Origin of the sequence: Streptomyces sp. NPDC006140 (genome assembly GCF_040628815.1) — a bacterium.
Taxonomy (GTDB): domain Bacteria; phylum Actinomycetota; class Actinomycetes; order Streptomycetales; family Streptomycetaceae; genus Streptomyces.
Genome location: NZ_JBEXTS010000020.1, coordinates 123,446 through 141,671, shown reverse-complemented (window position 1 = coordinate 141,671; position 18,226 = coordinate 123,446). Strand labels below are relative to the sequence as shown.

16 protein-coding genes are annotated in these 18,226 nt (G+C 72.7%); 12 read left to right on the top strand and 4 right to left on the bottom strand.

Features of this window, described 5'->3' with window-relative positions; genetic code table 11:
- Positions 1–42: 42 nt before the first annotated feature.
- The 3 genes from ABZ386_RS36760 (at position 43) to ABZ386_RS36750 (ending at position 3,303) form a co-directional block, all read left to right on the top strand.
- On the top strand, positions 43–1,566 hold the full coding sequence (locus ABZ386_RS36760) for an acyl-CoA synthetase (protein WP_358967928.1): 1,524 nt from the start codon (positions 43–45) through the stop codon (positions 1,564–1,566).
- Positions 1,567–1,667: 101 nt separating this feature from the next.
- Positions 1,668–2,501 carry an alpha/beta hydrolase gene (locus ABZ386_RS36755; protein WP_358967925.1) on the top strand — a complete coding sequence of 278 codons (834 nt, stop codon included), beginning with the start codon at positions 1,668–1,670 and terminating at the stop codon, positions 2,499–2,501.
- A gap of 73 nt (positions 2,502–2,574) precedes the next feature.
- A complete protein-coding gene (locus tag ABZ386_RS36750) occupies positions 2,575–3,303 on the top strand; it encodes an alpha/beta hydrolase (RefSeq protein WP_358967922.1) in 729 nt (242 codons plus the stop codon).
- Here the strand turns inward: ABZ386_RS36750 and ABZ386_RS36745 are convergent.
- Positions 3,275–5,104, bottom strand: a complete 1,830-nt coding sequence (locus ABZ386_RS36745) for a sulfatase (protein WP_355721186.1) — start codon at positions 5,102–5,104, stop codon at positions 3,275–3,277. The genes ABZ386_RS36750 and ABZ386_RS36745 overlap by 29 nt on opposite strands.
- A 113-nt stretch (positions 5,105–5,217) precedes the next feature.
- Entirely contained in the window at positions 5,218–6,837 is a 1,620-nt protein-coding gene (locus ABZ386_RS36740; protein ID WP_355721183.1) for an acyl-CoA synthetase, read from the bottom strand.
- 176 nt (positions 6,838–7,013) lie between these two features.
- Between ABZ386_RS36740 and ABZ386_RS36735 the strand changes: the two genes are divergently transcribed.
- The 8 genes from ABZ386_RS36735 to ABZ386_RS36700 all read left to right on the top strand — a co-directional run bounded on the left by ABZ386_RS36735 (position 7,014) and on the right by ABZ386_RS36700 (position 13,713).
- Positions 7,014–7,814 (top strand): crotonase/enoyl-CoA hydratase family protein, encoded by an 801-nt coding sequence (locus ABZ386_RS36735; protein ID WP_355721180.1) that lies wholly within the window; start codon positions 7,014–7,016, stop codon positions 7,812–7,814.
- 18 nt (positions 7,815–7,832) lie between these two features.
- Positions 7,833–8,774 (top strand): OB-fold domain-containing protein, encoded by a 942-nt coding sequence (locus ABZ386_RS36730; protein ID WP_358967918.1) that lies wholly within the window; start codon positions 7,833–7,835, stop codon positions 8,772–8,774.
- Positions 8,771–9,835, top strand: coding sequence for a thiolase domain-containing protein (locus ABZ386_RS36725; protein ID WP_358967915.1), 1,065 nt, complete (start codon positions 8,771–8,773; stop codon positions 9,833–9,835). The genes ABZ386_RS36730 and ABZ386_RS36725 overlap by 4 nt, the downstream gene beginning before the upstream one ends.
- Complete coding sequence (locus ABZ386_RS36720; RefSeq protein ID WP_358842059.1) at positions 9,832–10,998, top strand: thiolase domain-containing protein; 1,167 nt, start codon at positions 9,832–9,834, stop codon at positions 10,996–10,998. The genes ABZ386_RS36725 and ABZ386_RS36720 overlap by 4 nt, the downstream gene beginning before the upstream one ends.
- Before the next feature lie 83 nt (positions 10,999–11,081).
- Positions 11,082–11,324, top strand: a complete 243-nt coding sequence (locus ABZ386_RS36715) for a DUF397 domain-containing protein (protein WP_114250147.1) — start codon at positions 11,082–11,084, stop codon at positions 11,322–11,324.
- A gap of 231 nt (positions 11,325–11,555) precedes the next feature.
- Positions 11,556–12,458: a universal stress protein gene (locus ABZ386_RS36710; RefSeq protein ID WP_358967912.1), complete on the top strand. Its 903-nt coding sequence runs from the start codon at positions 11,556–11,558 to the stop codon at positions 12,456–12,458.
- A gap of 40 nt (positions 12,459–12,498) precedes the next feature.
- A complete protein-coding gene (locus ABZ386_RS36705; protein ID WP_351348074.1) occupies positions 12,499–13,098 on the top strand; it encodes an ABATE domain-containing protein in 600 nt (199 codons plus the stop codon).
- A gap of 117 nt (positions 13,099–13,215) precedes the next feature.
- Positions 13,216–13,713: a hypothetical protein gene (locus tag ABZ386_RS36700; RefSeq protein ID WP_351348072.1), complete on the top strand. Its 498-nt coding sequence runs from the start codon at positions 13,216–13,218 to the stop codon at positions 13,711–13,713.
- A 74-nt stretch (positions 13,714–13,787) separates the two neighbouring features.
- On the opposite strand, the gene ABZ386_RS36695 is transcribed toward ABZ386_RS36700, so the two are convergent.
- Entirely contained in the window at positions 13,788–14,927 is a 1,140-nt protein-coding gene (locus tag ABZ386_RS36695) for an aminoglycoside phosphotransferase family protein (RefSeq protein WP_355720246.1), read from the bottom strand.
- Positions 14,928–15,161: 234 nt separating this feature from the next.
- Here ABZ386_RS36695 and ABZ386_RS36690 point away from each other — a divergent pair, with 234 nt between their 5' ends.
- Positions 15,162–16,655, top strand: a complete 1,494-nt coding sequence (locus ABZ386_RS36690; protein WP_351348068.1) for a hypothetical protein — start codon at positions 15,162–15,164, stop codon at positions 16,653–16,655.
- A 5-nt stretch (positions 16,656–16,660) separates the two neighbouring features.
- Here the strand turns inward: ABZ386_RS36690 and ABZ386_RS36685 are convergent, their stop codons facing one another.
- On the bottom strand, positions 16,661–18,070 hold the full coding sequence (locus ABZ386_RS36685) for a SpoIIE family protein phosphatase (RefSeq protein WP_358967910.1): 1,410 nt from the start codon (positions 18,068–18,070) through the stop codon (positions 16,661–16,663).
- Between the last annotated feature and the right edge of the window lie 156 nt (positions 18,071–18,226).

Below are 18,226 nucleotides of genomic sequence, written 5' to 3'. Positions count from 1 at the left end.
CGCACTTGACCTCCCCCCGGCACCCGCCCAGGATCGACTCCCATGACGACGCCCGGACACGGCAGCACGGTCGACGGAGTCCTGCGGCGCAGCGCCCGGCGCACCCCGGCGCGCGTCGCGGTGGAGTACGGCGAACGCAGCTGGACGTACGACGAACTCGACACCGCCGTCTCCCGCGCGGCGAGCGTCCTCCTCGCCCAGGGGCTGTCCCCGGGCGACCGGGTCGGCGCCTACGGCCACAACTCCGACGCCTACCTCATCGCCTTCCTCGCCTGCGCCCGGGCGGGCCTGGTCCACGTCCCGGTCAACCAGCACCTGACCGGCGACGAACTCGCCTACATCGTCGGCCAGTCGGGCAGCTCCCTGGTCCTCACCGACCCGGACCTCGCCTCCCGACTCCCCGGCGGCGTACGGACGTTGCCCCTGCGCGACGCCGACGGCTCGCTGCTCGCGCGGCTGGCCGAGGCACCCGTCCACGACGGCCCCGAGCCGCGCGGCGAGGACCTCGTGCAGCTCCTGTACACCTCCGGGACGACCGCCCTGCCCAAGGGCGCGATGATGACGCACCGGGCCCTGGTGCACGAGTACCTGAGCGCGATCACCGCCCTCGACCTCAGTGCGGGCGACCGCCCCGCACACGCGCTGCCGCTGTACCACTCGGCGCAGCTGCACGTCTTCCTGCTGCCCGGCCTCGCCGTCGGCGCGACGAACCTCATCCTCGACGCACCCGACGGCGACCGGCTCCTCGACCTGATCGAGGCGGGCCGCGTGGACAGCCTGTTCGCCCCGCCCACCGTCTGGATCGCCCTGTCCCACCGCCCCGACTTCGCGACGCGCGACCTGAGCGGCCTGCGCAAGGCCTACTACGGGGCGTCGATCATGCCGGTCCCCGTCCTCGAACGGCTCCAGGAGCGCCTGCCGGACCTGGCCTTCTACAACTGCTTCGGCCAGAGCGAGATCGGCCCCCTGGCCATGGTGCTCGGCCCCGGCGAACACAAGGGCCGCATGGACTCCTGCGGCCGTCCCGTCCTGTTCGTCGACGCGCGCGTGGTCGACGAGAACGGCGACGACGTCCCCGACGGAACCCCCGGCGAGATCGTCTACCGCTCCCCGCAACTGTGCGAGGGCTACTGGGACAAGCCCGAGGAGACCGCCGAGGCCTTCCGCGACGGCTGGTTCCGCTCCGGCGACCTCGCCGTACGCGACGCCCAGGGCTACTACACGATCGTCGACCGCGTGAAGGACGTCATCAACTCCGGCGGCGTCCTGATCGCCTCGCGCCAGGTCGAGGACGCCCTGTACACCCACCCCAAGGTCGCCGAGGCGGCGGTCGTGGGCCTGCCCGACGCCCGCTGGATCGAGGCGGTCACGGCCGTCGTCGTCCCCCACGGCGAGGTCACCGAGGCGGAACTCGTCGACCACGTCCGCGAGAAGCTCGCCCCCTTCAAGGCGCCGAAGCGGGTGGTGTTCGTGGCGGAACTGCCGCGGAACGCCAGCGGGAAGATCCTGAAGCGGGAGCTGAGGAAAGACCTCGGCGGCGAGCCGGGCCCGGCGGCATCCGGGTAGCGCGGCACCCCCTCCGACCGGCACCCCCTCCGACCGGCGTCCCCGGCCGGCCCTCAGAACCTCGTTGCGGGCGAAGTCCCCCGGACACGAGGATCTACGGCATGCCGTACTTCAATGCCCCGGACGGAACCCGGCTCGCCTGCCACCTGCGCGGTTCCGGCGAACCGCTCGTCGTGCTGCCGGGCGGGCCCATGCGCGCCTCCGCCTACCTCGGGAACCTCGGCGGCCTCGACGCGCACCGGCAGTTGGTGCTCCTGGACCTGCGCGGCACCGGGCAGTCCGCGCTGCCGGCCGACCCGGCGACGTACCGCTGCGACCGTCTGGTGGACGACGTCGAGGCGCTGCGGCTCCACCTGGGCCTGGAGCGGATGGACCTGCTCGCGCACTCGGCGGGCGGCAGTCTCGCCATGCTGTACACGGCCCGGTACCCGCAGCGGCTGTCCCGGCTGGCGCTCGTCACGGCCACCCCGTGGGCGCTGGGTCTGCCGGCGACGGCGGAGCAGCGGCTCGCGGCGGCACGGCTGCGGGCGTCGGAGCCCTGGTTCCCCGAGGCGTTCCCGGCGTTCGAGGCGTGGCTGTCCGGCACCGGCGACTTCGACCCCGTGTTCGTCCCGTTCTTCTACGGCCGTTGGGACGACACCGCTCAGGCCCACGCCGATCGGGAGGAGGACGAGACGAACGACGACGCGGCGGGCGTCTACGGCGCTGACGGCGCCTACGACCCGCCCGCGACGCGGGCCGCCCTCGCCGGGGTCGCGGCCCCGGTGCTCGTCCTGGCCGGGGGAGCCGACGGCGGCCCCAGCCCGGCTCTCGCCCGCCAGGCCGCCGACGCCTTCCCGGCGGCCGAGTTCGTGGTGCAACCGGGTGCGGGCCATTACCCGTGGCTGGACGACCAGGAGTGGTTCACACGGCGCGTGGCCGCCTTCTTCTCCTGACGGGCGCGGCGGGTCCCTCTGCCGTCGGCAGAGCGGCCCGTCTCGGCCCGGCCCGTCGCCTACCGTCCCCGGTATGGACACACCACCGCGCACCGTACAGGCGAACGACATCACCCTGGCCTACCGCGTCTGGGGACCGCAGGACGCACCGCCCGTCCTGCTCCTGCACGCCCGCGGCGCCGACGGTGCCGACTGGGCGGAGACCGCCCCGGCGCTGGCCGCCGGTCCACGCCGGGTGTACGCCCTCGACCTGCGCGGCCACGGCCGCAGTGACTGGCCCGGCGACTACGCCTTCGAGACCATGCGCGACGACGTCCACGCCTTCCTCGGCGCGCTCGGCATCCGCGGCGCCGACGTCGTGGGCCACTCCCTCGGCGGCGTCGTCGCCTGCCTGCTCGCCCAGCACAGTCCGCGGCTGGTGCGGCGGCTCGTCCTGGAGGACGTGCCCGCGCCCGTCCCGCTGGACCCGCCGCGGCCGCCCGCCGAGCGTCCCGACGGGGACCTGCCGTACGACTGGGCGATGATCCTCGCCACCGACGAACAGCGCAACGCCCCGAACCCTGTGTGGTGGGACCACATGGGGCGGATCACCATGCCCACGCTGCTGATCGGCGGTGGCCCGACCAGCCTGATCCCCCAGGAACAGATCGCCGCGCTCGCCGGGCTGCTGCCCGACGCCCGGCACGTCACCATCGACGCGGGGCACCTCGTGCACGAGAACCGGCCGAAGGAGTTCCTGGCGGCCGTGGCGGAGTTCCTCAGCCCTGCGGTCCTCAGCCCTGGGGACCGTACGCCGTCATGAAGCGGTCGCGGAACTTGTCCATGCCCCACCGGGGCGCGTCCGGCGCGGGCTTGAGACCGTCGGTCCAGCCCCAGTCGGCGACCCGGTCCAGAACCTTCTCGTCCCGGGCGACGATCGTGACCGGCACGTCCTTGCCGGTGTCCCCGGCGGTGACCGTCGGCACCGGCTGGTGGTCGCCGAGGAAGACGAGCACCGTGTCCTCGTCGCCGTAGCGCTCGACCCACTCGGTGAGGCTGCGGATCGAGTACTCGACGGCCTTCCGGTACTCGGTGCGGACCTTCTCCGGGTCCTTCCAGACCTCCGCGGGGTCGGTGCCCTCCTTCTTGATCCGGTGGAACACCGAGCCGTCGCCGAGGTCCTCCCAGTCGATCATCCGCGCGATGGGGGACCAGGGGTTGTGGCTGGAGGCCAGGATGATCTCCGCCATGATCGGCTCACGGTCCTTCTTGCCGTGCTCCAGGCGCTGGAACGCCTCCATGCTGAACTGGTCGGGCACCGGCGTCCAGCTGAAGTACGGGCCGTGGTAGCCGAGGTGCTCGGAGTCGTAGATGTGGTCCAGGCCGAAGTACTTGCCCTCCGGCCAGGCCCGGCGCACACCGGGGACGATGCCGACGGTCCGCCAGGCGCCGGTCTTGCGGAAGTAGTTGGTCAGCGTCATACGGTCGCTGGTGGTCAGGCTGCGGTACCGCTGCTGGTTCTTGATCCACAGACCGGACAGGAAGGTCGAGTGGGCGAGCCAGCTGCCCGCGCCCGTCACCGGCGACTGCAGCCAGCCGCTGCGCGACTCGAACCCGGCCGCCTTCAGTGAGCTCGTCCCCTCCTTGAGCACCGCGTCCATCCGCGGTGCCATCGCCGGGTCGTCGATCGCGACCCGGCCGTAGCTCTCGATGAACGTGAACAGGACGTCCTTGCCGCGCAGGCCCGTCAGCAACTGGTCCGGCGGCGTCTTCGCGAAGGCGTCCACGGCGGCCTGCTTCTCGAAGACCCGGGCGTCCCGCAGCCCCGCGCGCACCTGTTCGACCCGGTTGCCGAGGAACTCGGCGTTGCCCTTAGTGGCGACCGGCACGCCGCCGAGCTGCACGCCCAGCGTCATGCAGGTGATCCACGCCGTACCGAGGATCAGCGTCGTACGGGCCGCGACGGGACGGTGACCGACCATCAGGTTCGTCAGTCGCACCACCGCGAGCGTCGTGAGCACGAGCACGGCGACGAAGAGGACGATCACCCCGATCACGGCCAGCACCTGGCCGGTGCGGCCGAAGGTCTCCCGGAGGAAGTCGGTGGCGTGCTCGATGAGAATCCAGTCCAGGACCAGATCGAAGGGCCGGGCCAGCACCTGGTAGAAGCCCATGTCGACGAATTTCAGGATCGTGGTCAGCCCGAGGAACACGCCCGTGACGACCGCCGTGATCCGCCGGGGCCTCGGCGGCAGCGCGAGCAGCAGGCCCGCGAGCAGCACGCCCTCGGCCGGGATGCGGACGAACGACGCGAACTCGATCCGCTCGATGCGGTTGGGCACGAGCAGCGCGAACACCACGAGAGCCCCGGCCAGCACGGTCGTCCCGATGGAGACGCCGCGTGCGGCACGGGGGTGGCGCCGCCGCCAGCCGAACCAGCCGGGCCGCGTCACGCCCCCTGCGGCGTCCGGAGTGTTCTCCGCGGCCGCTGCCTTCCCGCCGTCCGGGTCCTCCGCGTCCCCGTCGGGCCCCCCGTCCGCTGCCACCGCCTCCGTGTCGTCGTCCGGTTCCGCCCCGCCCTCGGTCCTGTCCGATTGCTGGTGGGAGCGAGTGAAGAGCGACACCCGGTGGTCCTTCCGTGCGGTCTTGCGTGCATGGCGAACAGAGCCCGGTGACCGAGCCTGCCACCACCAGTACGTCCGCACGTCACCTCGGGTTCAATCGGCGGGCGGGAGATTCACCCGTTCGCCGCCACCGCCACCTCGCGCGCCCACCGGTAGTCCGCCTTGCCGCTCGGCGACCGCTGGATGGCCTCCGTGAGCACCAGCTGCCGCGGGATCTTGTAGCCGGCCAGCCGGTCACGGCAGTGCGCCCGGATGTCCTCCAGCGACGGGCGCGCCGCACCCTCCCGCAGTTGCACCACGGCCGCCACGTGGTGTCCCCACCGGGGATCCGGCACCCCGGCCACCAGCGCGTCGTAGACGTCCGGGTGGGACTTGAGCGCCTGCTCGACCTCCTCCGGGTACACCTTCTCGCCGCCGGTGTTGATGCACTGCGAGCCACGGCCCAGGACGGTGACCACACCCTCCGCGTCGACGGTGGCCATGTCGCCCAGCAGCACCCACCGCTCGCCGTCCTTCTCGAAGAACGTCTCGGCGGTCTTGGCCGGGTCGTTGTAGTAGCCGAGCGGCACATGGCCGCACTGGGCCACCCGCCCCACCTCGCCGGCGGCGACCGGCTGGTGCGTGGCGGGATCCACCACCTGCGTACGGGCGTTGACGCGGACCCGGAAGCCCCGCTCCGGGCCCGCGTCCTCGGTCGCCGTGCCGTTGAACCCGGACTCCGAGGAGCCGAAGTTGTTCAGCACCATGGCGTTCGGCACCAGTTCCTGGAACTGCCGGCGGACCGTGTCCGACATGATCGCGCCGGACGACGACACACTGAACAGCGACGAGCGGTCGATGTGCCGCAGCGGGCCGCGCAACGCGTCCACCAGCGGCCGCAGCATCGCGTCGCCCACCAGCGAGATGCTGCTGACCTTCTCCTTCTCCACGGTCCGCAGCACCTCCTCGGGCACGAACTTGCGGTGGATCACCACCCGTTGCCCGAAGTTGAAGCCGATGAACGCCGTGAGCGTGGAGGTGCCGTGCATCAGCGGGGCCGTGGGGAAGAAGGTGATCCCCGCCCCGCCGGCCGCGACCCGCCCGGCCAGCTCCTCCGGCTTCTTCACCGGCTCACCGGTCGGCGCGCCCCCGCCGAGACCGGCGAAGAACAGGTCCTCCTGGCGCCACATCACGCCCTTGGGCATCCCGGTCGTACCGCCGGTGTAGATGATGAACTGGTCATCGCCCGAGCGCGCCGGGAAGCCCTGCTCGGGGGACCCGGCGGCCTCCACCTGTGCGAACTCCACACAGGGCAGGGCGGCCGCTCCCGGCGCCGGGGTGCCGACCCGGATCAGGTGCCGGAGCTTCTCCGCGCGCGGCCGCGCCGCCGCCACCCGGTCCGTGAACTCCGCGTCGAAGACCAGCGCCACCAGATCCGCGTCCCGGTAGAGGTACACCAACTCCTCCTCCACGTAGCGGTAGTTGACGTTGACCGGGACGATCCGCGCCTTCAGGCAGCCCAGCACCGTCTGGAGGTACTCCACGCAGTTGTAGAGGTGGAGCCCGAGGTGCTCGCCGGGCCGTATCCCGCTGTCGAGCAGGTGGTGACCGACGCGGTTGGCCGCAGCGTCCAGCTCCGCGTACGTCAGCCGGCGCTCCGCGCCCGTACCGGGATGGTCGACGTGGACGAGCGCCTCACGGCCGGGAACGACGTCGACGACCGACTCGAACAGGTCGGCAAGGTTGTACTCCACCGCTCCTCCTGACCCCGGGACGTGCCTGGCATCGGACGGTTCGCCGGTCATCAGAGCAAAGGGCGCCCCAACTGTGAAGGGTCCGCGCGAGAAAATCTGACTGTCTGTCAGAAAACCCTTGAAGTGCCTCACGGCCTACTGCAACCTGTTCTCGTTCCAGGAGAGGGGAGTTCGCCATGGGCGGGACGGAACACCTCACCGTGCAGCGCGAAGGCGCCACACTGGTGCTCACGCTCAACAGGCCACAGGCCAGGAACGCGCTCTCGCTGCCGATGCTCGTCGGCCTGTACGACGGCTGGCTCGAAGCCGACGCGGACGACTCGGTCCGGTCGATCGTCCTCACCGGCGCGGGGGGCTCGTTCTGCTCGGGCATGGACCTCAAGGCCCTCGCCGGGAACGGCATGGCGGGGGAGGAGTACCGGGACCGGCTCAAGGCCGACCCTGACCTGCACTGGAAGGCGATGCTGCGCCACCACCGGCCGCGCAAGCCGGTCATCGCCGCCGTCGAGGGGTACTGCGTCGCGGGCGGCACCGAGATGCTCCAGGGCACCGACATCCGCGTCGCCGGCGAGTCCGCGACCTTCGGCCTGTTCGAGGTGAAGCGGGGCCTGTTCCCCATCGGCGGCTCCACGGTCCGCCTACCACGCCAGATCCCGCGCACCCACGCCCTGGAGATGCTGCTCACCGGCCGCCCCTACAGCGCCCCCGAAGCCGCCGCCATCGGACTGATCGGCCACGTCGTCCCCGACGGCACCGCCCTCGACAAGGCCCTGGAGATCGCCGAGCGGATCAACTCCTGCGGCCCGCTCGCCGTCGAAGCCGTCAAGGCCTCCGTGTACGAGACCGCCGAGATGACCGAGTCCGACGGTCTCGCTGCCGAACTCACCCGCGGATGGCCCGTGTTCGACACCGCCGACGCCAAGGAGGGCGCCCGCGCCTTCGCGGAGAAACGACCGCCCGTCTACAAACGCGCCTGACCGAAGGAGCCCCGCTCCATGCCCGAAGTCCTCAAAGCCCCCCTGGTCGTCGAGTTCCCCTTCACCCGCTCCCTCGGCCCCGTCCAGAGCGCCTTCCTGACCGGCCTGCGCGAACGCGTCGTCCTCGGCGTCCGCACCGGCGACGGCCGCGTCCTCGTCCCGCCCGTCGAGTACGACCCCGTCACCGCCGAGGAGATCCGCGACCTGGTCGAGGTCGCCCCCACCGGCACGGTCACCACCTGGGCCTGGAACCCCGCCCCCCGCCGCGGCCAGCCCCTCACCACGCCCTTCGCCTGGGCCCTGGTCCGCCTCGACGGCGCCGACACCGCCCTCCTGCACGCCCTCGACGCCCCCGGCCCCGACGCCGTACGCACCGGCCTGCGCGTCCGCGTCCGCTGGGCGGCCGAACGCACCGGCGCCATCACGGACATCGCCTGCTTCGAGCCGTACGACGGCGCCTCGGGCGAACCGGCCGGGCACACCGGCGTGTTCCAGGACCCGGTCACCGGCATCGTCGCCCCCGCCCGCCTCGACTACACCTACTCACCCGGCCGCGCCCAGACCGCCTACATCAACGCCCTCTCCGGCCGCCGGACCGTCGGCGAGCGCTGCCCGGCCTGCCGCAAGGTGTACGTCCCGCCCAGGGGTGCGTGCCCCACATGTGGGGTGGCCACATCCGAACAGGTCGAGGTCGGGCCGCGGGGCACCGTCACCACCTTCTGCATCGTCAACATCAAGGCGAAGAACCTCGACATCGAGGTGCCGTACGTCTACGCCCACATCGCCCTCGACGGCGCGGACCTCGCGCTGCACGGCCGCATCGGCGGCATCCCGTACGACGAGGTCCGCATGGGGCTGCGCGTCGAACCCGTGTGGACCGAGGGCGCCCGCTACCCCGACCACTACCGGCCCACGGGCGAACCCGACGCGGACTACGACACCTACAAGGAGCTGCTGTGACGAGCACACCGCCGCACCGCGAGATCGCCGTCGTCGCCTTCGCCCAGACCGGCCACCGCCGCACCAGCGACGAGCTCTCCGAGGTGGAGATGCTCATGCCGGTGCTGCACGAGGTCCTCGACCGGACCGGCCTGAAGACCGCCGACATCGACTTCACCTGCTCCGGCTCCAGCGACTACCTCGCCGGCCGCGCCTTCTCCTTCACCCTGGCCCTCGACGGCGTCGGCGCCTGGCCGCCGATCTCCGAGTCGCACGTCGAGATGGACGGCGCCTGGGCCCTGTACGAGGCCTGGACCAAACTCCTCACCGGCGACGCCGACACCGCCCTCGTCTACTCCTACGGCAAGTCCTCGCCCGGCCCGGTCCGCGACGTCCTCACCCGCCAGCTCGACCCGTACTACGTGGCACCCCTGTGGCCCGACTCCGTGGCCCTCGCCGCCCTCCAGGCGCAGGCCCTCATCGACGCGGGCGACACCGACGAACCGGCGCTCGCCGCCGTCGCCGCCCGGAACCGGGAGTCGGCGGCCGCCAACCCCCACGCTCAGCTGCGGGGAACCGTGCCGCGGGGCGACTACCTCGTGCGGCCCCTGCGCACCGGCGACTGCCCGCCCATCGGCGACGGCGCCGCCGCCGTGATCCTCGCCGCGGGCGACCGGGCCCGCCAGCTGTGCGCACGCCCCGCCTGGATCCGCGGCATCGACCACCGCACGGAAGCCCACGGCCTCGGCGTGCGCGACCTGACCGACTCGCCCTCCACCCGCCTGGCCGCCGAACGGGCCGGCGCCTTCGAACGGCCCGTCGACACCGCCGAACTGCACGCGCCCTTCACCGCCCAGGAGATCGTCCTGCGCAAGGCCCTCCGCCTCGGCGACGACGTGACCGTCAACCCCTCCGGCGGGGCCCTCGCCGCCAACCCGATCATGGCCGCCGGGCTCATCCGCGTCGGAGAGGCCGCCGCCCGCATCCACCGCGGCGACTCCGACCGCGCCCTCGCCCACGCCACGTCCGGCCCCTGCCTCCAGCAGAACCTGGTCGCCGTCCTCGAAGGGGAACCCCGATGAGCAAGGAGCCCGTGGCCGTCGTCGGCATCGGCCAGACCAAGCACGTCGCGGCCCGCCGGGACGTCTCGATCGCGGGACTGGTCCGGGAAGCGGCCCGCCGGGCGTTGGACGACGCCGGATTGTCGTGGGCCGACATCGACGCCGTCGTCATCGGCAAGGCGCCCGACTTCTTCGAGGGCGTCATGATGCCGGAGCTCTACCTGGCCGACGCCCTCGGCGCCGTCGGCAAACCCATGCTCCGCGTGCACACCGCGGGCTCCGTCGGCGGCTCCACCGCGCTCGTCGCCGCGAACCTCGTCGCCGCCCGCGTCCACGGCACCGTCCTCACCCTCGCCTTCGAAAAGCAGTCCGAGTCGAACGCCATGTGGGGCCTGTCCCTGCCCATCCCCTTCCAGCAGCCCCTGCTCGCCGGGGCCGGCGGGTTCTTCGCCCCGCACATCCGGGCCTACATGCGGCGCAGCGGCGCACCCGAGACGATCGGCGCCCTCGTCGCCTACAAGGACCGCCGCAACGCTCTGAAGAACCCCTACGCCCACCTGCACGAACACGACATCACCCTGGAGAAGGTGATGGCCTCGCCCATGCTGTGGGACCCGGTCCGCTACTCGGAGACCTGCCCGTCCTCCGACGGCGCCTGCGCCATGATCCTCACCGACCGGACCGGAGCCGCCCGGGCACCGCGACCGCCCGCCTGGATGCTCGGCGGCGCCATGCGCAGCGAACCCACCCTCTTCGCCGGCAAGGACTTCGTCTCCCCGCAGGCCGGGCGGGACTGCGCCGCCGACGTCTACCGGCAGGCGGGGATCACCGACCCCCGCCGGGAGATCGACGGCGCCGAGATCTACGTGCCGTTCTCCTGGTACGAACCCATGTGGCTGGAGAACCTCGGCTTCGCCGACGAGGGCGAGGGCTGGAAACTAACCGAGGCGGGCGTCACCGAACTGGACGGGGACCTGCCCGTCAACATGTCGGGCGGCGTGCTGTCCACCAACCCCATCGGAGCCTCCGGCATGATCCGCTTCGCCGAGGCGGCGCTCCAGGTGCGCGGGCAGGCCGGAGAACACCAGGTGGAGGGCGCCCGCAGGGTCCTCGGACACGCCTACGGCGGCGGATCGCAGTTCTTCTCCATGTGGCTCGTGGGAGACCGGCCGCCGGACTCGTGAAAGGTCCCCCTCATGTGCCCTGTTGGCCATGGGACGCGATCGCTAGGCTGGCCGCGGACGACGCAATCGGGAGGAGCACGGACGTGGCCGAGACCACCACCCAGCAGCGACCGCTCACGGGCTGGGACAAGCCGGACCTGGACCTCAGCAAGGCACAGTGGCAGTCCAGCAGCCGCGGCCTGGGGGATGTGCAGATCGCCTTCGTGGAGGGCTTCATCGCCATGCGGAACAGTGGCCGCCCCGAAAGCCCTTCCCTGATCTTCACGCCCGCCGAGTGGGGCGCGTTCGTCTCGGGAGCGCGGGAAGGGGAGTTCGATCTCACCTGAGACCTCCGCCGGCCGTGTGGGCCGATCCCACGTGACACGTCCGACGCAGCCGAGTCGGCCGGTCTGACCCGACACGGCGGGTGAACCATTCCGGGCGGCCGTGATCCGACGGCCGATCCGGGGGTGTTCCGCCCGCGTTTGCGGACACGCGTACCGAGGCACCGCCCCGGGACCGGCAGCTGAGCCAGGCTGGCCCGGGAGACAACGGTCGTGTCCCGGAGGTGAGGACCCATGAGCACTCTGCCGGTCGTCGTGGCGGTCGACGGTTCGGACGACAGCCTGCGCGCCCTGGAGTGGGCCGTCGACGCCGCCCGCCGGCGCTCGGCGCCGCTGCGCGTGGCGCACGTCCGCCAGTACGCCCACTGGGCCCAGCCCGAGTTCCTCGCCGCCGGGTCGGCGGACCCGCAGGACGACCCCGTCCTCGACCGGGCCCGGGCCCACCTGGAAGGCCGCGTCGATCTGCCCGCCACCGAGTACCTCGGCCTGGAGGGCGCGACCTCCGCGATGCTGCCCGAACTGGGCGCCACCGCCCAACTGCTGGTCCTCGGCTCCCGGGGCCGCGGCGGCTTCGCCGGCCTGCTGCTCGGCTCGAACAGCATGACCGCCGCCCGTGACGCCGAGTGTCCCGTCGTCGTGGTGCCCCGGCCCGGCCGCGAGGCCGACGACCAGGAACCGGCCGGTCCCGGCCCGCGGGTGGTCGTCGGCCTGAAGGTGGACGGGCCCGACGAGGCCACCCTCGAGTTCGCCTTCGCCGAGGCCGCCCGGCGCGGCGCCCGGCTCCAGGCGGTCGCCGCCTACCCCTGGCCCGCGCAGCCCTGGATGCTGCCCGGGGAACTGCCGCCGCCGATCGTCGACCAGGAGGTGATCGAGGACGAGGCCCGGGTCCTCGCCGAGGGCTTCCTCGCCCCGCACCGCGAACGGCACCCCGAGGTCCCGGCCGAGCCGGTTCCGGCCCCGGGCGACGCGGCCGGACACCTCGTGGCGGCCTCCCGGGACGCCGACCTCGTCGTCGTGGGCCGCCACCGGCGGCACCTGCTGGCGCCCGCCCGCATGATGGGCTCGGTCACCCACGCGGTCCTGCTGCACTCCGCCTGCCCCGTAGCGGTGGTCCCGCCCGCGCCGCCGGAGGACTGACCTCGCCGTAATGGATACGGGCGGGCCTATCATTAGCCGCATGCGGGAACCGATCAGCAGGGACGCCCGGCTCGCCCTGGACCTGGCCCTCACCATCCGGCACGACGGGAGCGGTGGCGTCACCGACGACCTGACCGGCCCGGCCGACCTGACCGCCTGGGTCCGGGCCCACCCCGAGGTCCTGCCGGACACCGGCCGTTTCACCGCCGGCGCCGCGCAGCTCGCCGCCGTCCGCGAACTGCGCGCAGCCGTCCGCGCGCTCTTCGCCCGTGCCGTGCGCCCCGGCGAACCGAGCCCCGCCGACGCGGCCCGTCTGCTGCCCGTGCCGGAGGCCGTACGCCTGCTGAACGAGGCGGCCGCCCGTACCCCCACGGTGCCCGTCCTGGACTGGCCCGACGAGGCCGCCCCCGTCGTGCACCGGCAGCCCGTCCGGGCCGACGACGAACTGACGGCGTCCCTCGCGCACGCCGTGATCGCGTTCCTCGCGAGCCCGGAACGCGAACGGCTGCGGGCCTGCCACGCACCGCGCTGCGTGCGGTACTTCCTCAAGGAGCACGCGCGCCAGGAGTGGTGCAAGCCGTCCTGCGGCAACCGCGCCCGGGTGGCCCGCCACCATCAGCGCCACAAGGCGACGGCCTAGTCCGGCGGTCCGGCCCGAGCAGCCCGCCCCCGGCCGACGGCGCGGGCGGCGCGATCCGGTCCGGCCGGTACGCCGCCCGCCCCGCACTTCGCAGGCCCGGGCACGTACCATGGCGGCATGTCGTTCCTCCGCCGCCGCAGCGCCACTCCCGCCGGGCCCGACTTCGACGTACTGGCCATGGACCCGGGCGACTGGCCCGGCAACCTCGGTGCGGGCCTGCTGCCCGCGCCCGACGGCACCTGCCAGGGCGTCTTCCTGCGCTACGACCTGTTCGGCGGCCGCGGCCCCGCGATGATCATCGGCAATCTGCCGGAGGGCTCCCCGGCCCGCGACGTCCCCGAGGGCGAGGTCCCCTTCGAGGTGGCCCAGCTGCTCCTGGCGCTGGAGAACGACGAGGAGGTCACCGTCGTCGGCACCGAGGACGTCCCCGTGATGCAGGGCGACAACCTCCTGATCGTGCGGCGCGTCAAGCTCTCCGAGGGCCGTATCTCCTGCGTCCAGTTCGACCGCAGCGACAACGTCCTGGTGACCATCGCCGCCTGGGACCGCCCCATCACGGACGACCTGTACGCCCTCCTCAAGCCGCTGCCCGCGGAGCTCTTCCAGCAGGGCTGAACCCGGCGGCGACCCGCACACACGAAAGGGCCGCTGTGCGCCTGACCAGGCGTACAGCGGCCTCTTCGTCCCCGTCAGCGAGTGCCGACCGCCGCGCGCACGGCCCGCCGGGCCAACTGGCAGTCGTCGTGCAGCCGCCGCAGCAGCAGCCGCTGCTCCTCGCCGGACGGCGCAGCACCAGGGTGGGCCGTACCCGGTGCCGCCGGGGTCGCGTCGTGCATCGAACGCTGCACGGCCGTCTCGTACGTCCGGATCTCACGCGTCAGCACCAGCATCAGGTTCACCAGGAAGGCATCCCTGGACGCCGGGCCCGCCGACTGCGCGATCTGGCTGATCTGGCGACGAGCCACCGGTGCGTCCCCGAGCACCGACCACAGCGTCGCCAGGTCGTAACCCGGCAGGTACCAGCCCGCGTGCTCCCAGTCCACCAGCACTGGACCGGCCGGTGACAGGAGGATGTTCGACAGCAGTGCGTCGCCGTGGCAGAACTGGCCCATGCCCTGCCGCCCGGCCGCCTGCGCGATGCCGTGCAGCAGCTTCTGCAGGTCGCCCAGGTCCCGGTCGGTGAGCAGCCCCAGCTCGTGGTACCGCGAGATCCGGGCCGCGTAGTCCAGCGGGGCGTCGAACGTGCCCGCCGGGGGCCGCCAGGCGTTCAGCCGGCAGATCGCGCCGAGCGCCGCCCTGATGTCGGCCCGGGGCGGTGCCTCGGCCGGGTGTCGCTGGAGGGCCGCCACCCGCCCCGGCATCCGCTCGATCACCAGGGTGCAGTTGTCCGGGTCCGCCGCGATCAGTCGCGGCACGCGCACGGGAGGGCGGTGCCGGACGAACGAGCGGTACGCCGCTATCTCGTGGCGGATCCGCTCGGACCAGGCGGGGGAGTGGTCCAGTAAACACTTGGCGACGGCCGAGCTGCGACCGGTCGTACCGACCAGCAGCACGGACCGGCTGCTGCGGCGCAGGACCTGCACCGGGGAGAACTCCGGGCAGATGCGGTGCACCGACGCGATGGCCGTGCGCAGCTGCGCGCCCTGGGGGCCGGACAAGTCGAGTCTCCCGCTGAGCGGTTGGGTGCCGAGCACCGCGCCGCGCCGGGCCCTGCCCGCTCCGAGCACGGGGGCCGCCGGCCGCGCGGGGGCGAGGTAGGGGCCGCTGTCCGTGGGACGCGGGTGGAGCGGCCGGGGCGGTGCGGACACGGAGGACGATGCTGCGTACATGGGCGAGACAGATCCCTTCGTGTGCCTGCGACGACAGCGCACCACCCGGCCCGGACTCCCGGGATCACCCTGGGGAATGTCCCTGCGGCGACCGGGTCGGGGTGGCGCGTTCCTACCTGACACCGGATGGCCGGTGGCACACCATCTGGCGCACCCTGGCGAACCCTGGCGAATAGTCGCCCGGCAAGTCTCCCCGGGCTACTGTCAACTCAGCCGAGAACCTGGGGGCTTGACGTGAGCGGACAACCCAACACCCGGCTCGCGGACCTGTTCGGCCTGGCCGGCTGGTCCAAGGGCGAACTCGCGAGGCTGGTCAACCGGCAGGCGGCGGCCATGGGCCATCCCCAGCTGTCGACCGACACCTCCCGGGTGCGGCGGTGGATCGACATGGGAGAGATCCCCCGCGATCCGGTGCCGCGGGTGCTGGCGGCTCTGTTCACCGAGCGTCTCGGCCGTGTCGTGACCATCGAGGACCTCGGTCTGGTCCGGCACGGGCGTGCGGGGAAACGGCAGGGCGGCGGGAGCCCGGAGGCTCCCGACGGTGTGCCGTGGGCGCCCGAGCGGACGGCTGCGGTCCTCACCGAATTCACGGGAATGGACCTCATGCTCAACCGACGCGGCTTGGTGGGCGCGGGCGCCGCGCTCGCCGCGGGATCCGCACTCAGCAGCGCCATGTACGACTGGCTGCACACCGACCCTGCCCTGACGGCCGACGCTCCCGACCTCGACCATCCCCTGCACGCCGACCCCGCTGGGTTCGACCGCTACGAGGCCGCCCCCATCGGGTCGCAGGAGATCGAGGAACTGGAGCGCTCGGTCGAGGTGTTCCGCGCCTGGGACGCGGCCCGCGGCGGCGGGCTCCAGCGCAAGGCCGTGGTGGGCCAGCTCAACGAGGTGGGCGGCATGCTCGCCTACCGTCACCCACCCCACCTCCAGCGGCGCCTGTGGGGCGTCGCCGCCAACCTGGCCGTCCTCGCGGGCTGGATGTCGCACGACGTCGGCCTGGAGCCCACGGCCCAGAAGTACTTCGTCATCGCCGCGCACGCGGCCAGAGAGGGCGGGGACCGGCCCCGCGCGGGCGAGGCGCTGTCCCGCGCGGCCCGCCAGATGGTGCACCTGGGCAGGCCGGACGACGCCCTGGACCTGATGAAGCTCGCCACGTCCGGCTCGGGCGACGAGGTGCTGCCCCGCACCCGGGCGATGCTCTACACCATCGAGGCCTGGGCACAGGCATCCATGGGCAAGGGCCAGGCCATGCGCCGCACGCTCGGGCAGGCGGAGGACCTCTTCGTCTCCGACAAGGCCGACGTCCCCCCGCCGGACTGGATGCAGACCTTCAAGGAGGAGGACCTCTACGGCATGCAGGCCCTGGCCTACCGCACGCTCGCCGAGTTCGAGCCGGGCGCGGCCGCGCATGCCCAGCACTACGCGGAGAAGGCACTGGCCCTGAGGGTCGACGGCCGGCAGCGGTCGAAGATCTTCGACTACCTGTCGATGGCCTCGGCCTGCTTCATCGCGGACGACCCCGAACAGGCGGACCGCTACGCGCGACTGGCCCTGGTGTCGATGGGTTCCAACTCCTCCCACCGCACCTGGGACCGGCTGCGCCAGATGTACCGGCTCACCGCCGAGTACGCCGGATACCCGAGGATCCAGGAGCTGCGGGAGGAGATCAAGCTCGCTCTGCCGAAGACGAAGGGCAGGGGCGGCACCAGCGCACGGGCCTGATGTTCCTATGACGTGACCTTGACGGCGAGCAGACAGGCGTTGTCCTCGCGCTCGCTCGCGCCGAACTCCTCGACGACCGTCTGCACGCAGTCCTCCGCGGTGCGGTTCCCGGCGAGGCGCGGGGCCAGGTCGAGGAGGAGGTTCGCGGCCGCCGTTCCGGTGTGCCCGGGCACCAGTCCGTCGGTGTGCAGGAGCAGCAGGTCGCCCACCCGGAGGGTTTCCTCCGCCTGCCCGTAGACCGGCCCCGAGGTGGCGCCCAGCAGGACGCCGTCCGGTGCGTCCAGCGCGCGTCCCGTCCCGTCGCGGAACAGCAGCGGGGCGGGGTGTCCGGCCTGCGCCCACACCAGGGTGTGGGTGCCGGGCCGGTAGCGGCAGCAGACGGCGCTGCCGAGGGCGGGTTGCACGGTGGCGTCGAGTAACTGGTTCAGCCAGGCCATCAGCTGTCCGGGCTGCGCGCCGGCCATCGCCATGCCGCGAACGGCGCCGAGCAGCATGGTCATGTTGGACGTGACACCGACCCCCTGCCCGGTGAGGTCGCCGACGCTGAGGAGTGTCTCGCCGTCGGTCAGTTCGAGCGCGTCGTACCAGTCGCCGCCGATCAGGGTGGTCGTGGACGCCTGGAGGCGCCGGGCCGCGAGGTCCAGGGTCCGCGGGCCCCGGTGCGGGAGCCGCAGGGAGCCGCGCCATGGCGGCAGCACGGCTTCCTGCAGCTCTACCGCGAGCCGGTGCTCGGTCCGCGCGGCCTCCCGCTGGTGGTGGAGCGAGTCACGGGTCTCGCTCACCACCCGCTGGCTGCGGCGCAGTTCGCTGACGTCCCGCAGCACGGCCCACATCGAGGCGGTGCTGCCGTCAGTGTCGAGCACCGGTTCGCCCATCATGTGCACGGTCCGGACGGCGCCGTCCCGGTGTGCGATGCGGAACTCGCCGTCGATGGGCCGGGCGTCGACGAGGCAGTTCGTCACCATCGCCGTCAGCTTCGGCCGGTCCTCGTCGAGCACCAGGGACGGCAGCTCGTCGAGGGTGAGCGGGGGAGCGGCGGGGTCGCGGCCGAGGATCTGGTAGAGCTCCCCGGACCAACTGGCCTCGTCCGTCAGCAGGTTCCACTCGGCGCTGCCGACCCGGCTGAGCAGCGAGCCCGGCGGGGGTGTGGCCGGCTCCGGCGTCCGCGCCGTGGGCAGCGGGCCGTCCCGCAGCTGGGCCAGGTGCTGGTCGAGGTCGTTGAGCTGGTGCAGGGCGAGGTCGTACAGGGCGCGCTGCCAGCGTCCTTGCGGGTGGTCCGCTTCCTCCTCCTCGGCGCCCCGGCGCACGGCGTCCACGTCGCCCTTGAGCCGCCGCGTCTGCGATATGAGGGCGTCGACCGAGCCGCGTCCGGGCGGCTGGGCGGCTGGGCGGTCCGCGGAGAGGTGGGACGGCATGACGCACTCCGATGCGGGGACGGTACGGCCAGGGCGGACGGAGGGACCGTTACGACTGTCGCACAGCCCGCGACGCCCTGTAAGGGATTTGGCACCACACGATACGGTGGTGCTTCTGGCATATGCCACAGTCTCACGGAGTTACTCCGAGGTAGG

Coding starts and splice junctions, on each gene's coding strand:
- ABZ386_RS36760 (WP_358967928.1), top strand. CDS start 43: ATGACGACGCCCGGACACGGCAGCACGGTCGACGGAGTCCTGCGGCGC.
- ABZ386_RS36755 (WP_358967925.1), top strand. CDS start 1,668: ATGCCGTACTTCAATGCCCCGGACGGAACCCGGCTCGCCTGCCACCTG.
- ABZ386_RS36750 (WP_358967922.1), top strand. CDS start 2,575: ATGGACACACCACCGCGCACCGTACAGGCGAACGACATCACCCTGGCC.
- ABZ386_RS36735 (WP_355721180.1), top strand. CDS start 7,014: ATGGGCGGGACGGAACACCTCACCGTGCAGCGCGAAGGCGCCACACTG.
- ABZ386_RS36730 (WP_358967918.1), top strand. CDS start 7,833: ATGCCCGAAGTCCTCAAAGCCCCCCTGGTCGTCGAGTTCCCCTTCACC.
- ABZ386_RS36720 (WP_358842059.1), top strand. CDS start 9,832: ATGAGCAAGGAGCCCGTGGCCGTCGTCGGCATCGGCCAGACCAAGCAC.
- ABZ386_RS36710 (WP_358967912.1), top strand. CDS start 11,556: ATGAGCACTCTGCCGGTCGTCGTGGCGGTCGACGGTTCGGACGACAGC.
- ABZ386_RS36705 (WP_351348074.1), top strand. CDS start 12,499: ATGCGGGAACCGATCAGCAGGGACGCCCGGCTCGCCCTGGACCTGGCC.
- ABZ386_RS36700 (WP_351348072.1), top strand. CDS start 13,216: ATGTCGTTCCTCCGCCGCCGCAGCGCCACTCCCGCCGGGCCCGACTTC.
- ABZ386_RS36695 (WP_355720246.1), bottom strand. CDS start 14,927: ATGTACGCAGCATCGTCCTCCGTGTCCGCACCGCCCCGGCCGCTCCAC.
- ABZ386_RS36685 (WP_358967910.1), bottom strand. CDS start 18,070: ATGCCGTCCCACCTCTCCGCGGACCGCCCAGCCGCCCAGCCGCCCGGA.